Source organism: Streptomyces sp. NRRL WC-3549 (genome assembly GCF_000721935.1).
In the GTDB taxonomy this organism is placed as follows: Bacteria; Actinomycetota; Actinomycetes; order Streptomycetales; family Streptomycetaceae; genus Streptomyces.
This window is the reverse complement of the sequence record NZ_KL585391.1, coordinates 76,729-80,159: the sequence shown is the minus strand read 5'-3', so window position 1 is coordinate 80,159 and position 3,431 is coordinate 76,729. Positions and strand designations below refer to the sequence as shown.

At 76.1% G+C, this 3,431-nt stretch carries 3 protein-coding genes and 1 pseudogene; all 4 read right to left on the bottom strand.

Annotated features, from left to right (window positions below; translation table 11 throughout):
• Positions 1 to 819: AMP-binding protein (locus IH13_RS0108900; protein ID WP_031082648.1), on the bottom strand; the 819-nt coding region annotated here is incomplete at its 3' end.
• Positions 820 to 852: 33 nt separating this feature from the next.
• A pseudogene (locus IH13_RS43370) lies at positions 853 to 1,454 on the bottom strand (MFS transporter); the annotation flags it as partial.
• Between the two features lie 155 nt (positions 1,455 to 1,609).
• Positions 1,610 to 3,130, bottom strand: a complete 1,521-nt coding sequence (locus IH13_RS0108885; RefSeq protein ID WP_031082646.1) for a sensor histidine kinase — start codon at positions 3,128 to 3,130, stop codon at positions 1,610 to 1,612.
• Between the two features lie 17 nt (positions 3,131 to 3,147).
• The coding region (locus tag IH13_RS0108880; protein ID WP_031082644.1) for a rod shape-determining protein at positions 3,148 to 3,431 on the bottom strand (284 nt) is incomplete at its 5' end.

Sequence of the window (3,431 nt, the reverse complement as noted above, 5' to 3'; positions counted from 1 at the left end):
CTCGTGGTCGTGGACCGGCAGCGCCGCCGAACCCGACACCAGCAGCCGGGCGCCCGCCAGCGCCTTCCTCAGCTCCCCGGAGCCGTCCGGCCCGTCCAGCGCCCCGGCCAGCCGGTGGTACATCGTCGGGACGCCGAAGAGCATCGTGCCCCCGGACAGCAGCTCCCGGGCCACGGCCTCGGTGGAGAACCGGCCCAGATGGCGTACCGACCCGCCCCGGCGCAGCGGACCGAGGACGCCCAGGACCAGCCCGTGCACGTGGAACAGCGGCAGGGCGTGGACCAGGACGTCGTCGGCGGTCCACGCCCAGGCGTCCTCCAGCGCGTCCAGCGAGGCGGCGAGCGCCCGGCGCGGCAGCACCGCACCCTTCGGCGGACCCGTGGTGCCGGAGGTGTACACGACCAGCGCGGGGGAGTCACCGGGAGGCTCCGGGAAATCGCGGCCCCACTCCCGGGCGGCCGTGTCCACGTCGAGCCGCTCCAGCCCGTCCAGCGCGGCCGGCAGCTCCTCACCCGCCCCGGCCAGCACCAGCGAGGGGGCGCTGTCGGCCAGGATGTGCGCGAGTTCCCGCGCCCCCGTCCTCGGGTTGAGCGGTACGGCCGGTACGCCGGCCCGGAGCGCCGCCACCACCGCGACCACCGTCCCGGCGGTGGACGTGGCCCAGACGGCCACCCGCCCCGCCCCCGCGATCCGGGCGGCCAGGGCGGCGGAGGCACCCGCCAGTCCGGCGTAGGTCAGGCGGTGTTCACCGAACCGGACGGCCTCCGGGGAGTCCGTGCGGTCGGACGTCTCGTGCAGTGCGGGCAGAAGAGAGGTCACCCGGCGCACCCTAGCGCCGGACCCCCGGCCGGGTCAGCCATGATCTCGGACGTTCCGCATCCGGCCGTACGCGTGGTCAGAGCCGGCCGGCGCCAGGTCGGTGGGCAGCATGAAGCCGGTCGCATGCGCGGGCTCGGCGCAGCAGACCGGGCCCGTCACCGGCGGCGGCACGAAGCCGCCGAGGCCGTCCGGCGCACCGACGACGCCCGCCGCGCCCACCTGGGCCGGCGGCGTCACCTGCGGGACCAGGGCGAAGACGCTGCCGCTCGCGGTGCCGAGCCCTGCGGCCATGCAGAGCAGGGCGGCCGTGCCGCGCGGATCCGACGCGGGGCGCCCGCCTGGACGATCGCCACCGGTGCGGCCGACGGCAGCGCCGCCGCCGTCACCAGGGCCGGGCGGATCCGGTCCGGGAGCCGGCCGCCGACCGGCCGGAAGACGACGGTGACCAGCGGGAACCCCCGGCGCGTCGGCAACCGCATCGGGCGGCACCATCGCGCACCAGGTTTCGGATACGTCGGCAGGTGGACCCCGGACGCCACGACGCCGCCGAAGCCGATGGCGTACAGCGTGGACAGCTCCCGGGCGACCCGCAGCCGGACCGCCTGTCCGAGCCGACGAGTACTCCGAGCGCGCGGTGCTGATCCTGCCCGGCATCACCGAGGTGGTGCACCTGACCGGCGGCCACGACCACCCCGTACGGGCCACCGCCGCCGACATCCGTGCCCCGACACGCCGCCGCGCCGGCTGAAGAAGGAGGCGGGCGTCGCCCACTCCACCACCCGCGTCGCGCTCAGAGCGGCGCCTGCCAGATGACGGTCGGCGACCGGGTGCCGCCCTCGGTGCGCCCGTCGTCCGCGACCACCAGCCGCACGGCGTCCCGCCCGTCCGGCAGCCGTGCCGTCGCGTCCACCTCCACCTCCACGGCCGAGACCCCCGCCCGCCGGCGCGCGGTGGCCAGCGCTCCGCGCAGCACCCCCAGCAGTTCCTCGGCCACCGCGTCCGGGACCAGGGCGTCCACCGCGCCCGTGAAGTGCACCGACGGCTGGAAACCGAGGACTCCGGCCGCACCGCCCGTCTCGCGCAGCACCCGGCCGCGGAAGGTGGCGGGAGCGTCGGCCGGCGGCTGCTGCAACGCGATGATCGCCGTCCGTACCTCCTGGATGGTCGAGTCCAGTTCGTCGACGGCACGGGTGAGCAGCTCCGCCGTCCCCCCGTCCCCCGAGGTGTCCCTGCGCCGGGTGGACTCCAGCATCATCTCCGTCGCGAACAGCCGCTGGACGACGAGGTCGTGCAGGTCGCGGGCGATGCGGTCGCGGTCCTCGTAGACCGCGAGCTGCTCCCGGTACTGCTGGGCGTCGGCCATCACCATGGCCAGCGCGGCCTGCGAGGCGAACTGCGAGGCGAGCTGCCGTTCCGCCTCCGTGTAGAGGCGGTCGCCGCGCCGCCGGGGCAGGGCGAGGGTGCCGGCGAGGGTGCCGATGAGCCGCCCGCCGCTCTGCAGCGGCAGCATCATGCTCGGCCCGAACCGGGACCGCACCTGCGTCGTCATCCGGGGGTCGGTCGCCGAATCGTCCAGGAAGACGCCCTCACCGCCGAGCAGTTGGACCAGGACCGGGGCGCCGGGCTCGATGACGGTGCCGACCAGGCCCGCCGGGTCCTCGCGGGTGGAGGCGGCGACGATCTCCATCCCGCCGTCCGCCGTCGGCTGGAGGATCACGCCCGCCACCGCGCCGGCGAGCACCCTGGCCCGCTCCGCGACGGTCATCAGCGCGTCCGTCGTACCGGTGCCGGTCAGCAGCGCCCGGGTGACGGCGGCGGCGCCCTCGATCCAGTGCGCCCGCTGCCGGGCAGCCTCGTACAGATGGGCGCCGCCGATCGCCGCGCCCGCCTGTGAGGCGAGCAGCCGGAGCAGCGCCAGGTCCGTGTCGGTGAAGTCGTCCCCCGCCTCCTTGCCGGTGACACAGAGGCTGCCGAGCACCTCGTCGTGCACCTGGACGGGGGCGCCCGCGAACGAGCGCATCCGCGGGTGCCCGGCGGGCACCCCGCAGGAACGCGGATCGGCGGTCAGATCGCGCAGGCGCAGCGGCCGGGGGTCGTCGGTGAGGGCCCCGACGACCCCCGCGTGCGTCTCCGGGAGCTCCGCGAGGTTCCGGCGCTCGGCCTCGGTCATGCCGCTGGTGAACAGGTCGGTGACCCGGCGGCGGTCCCGGTCCAGGAGGGTCAGGGCGCCGTAGCGGGCGCCGGCCAGCTCCGTCGCGGTGTCCACGATGTGCTGGAGGATCGTCCGCAGGTCGAGACCGCGCGCGGCCACGGCGAGCCCGGCTGCTGTCAGCCGGCGAGCGGGTTGAGGACCATCGGCTGGACCGTGCCGTCCAGCATGGCCCCGAGGCCGAGCACCGCGCACACGTCGGGCCGCTCGGCGATGTGGACCGGGACGCCGGTCGCGTCGCGCAGCATCTGGTCGAGCCCGGGGAGCAGGGCACTGCCGCCGGTCATCGTGATCCCGGAGTCGGCGATGTCGGCCACCAGATCGGGCGGGCACTCGCGCAGCACCTTGCCCAGTCCGTCCAGCACCGCGGTGAGCGGCGCGTGGATCGCCTGCCGTACGGCGG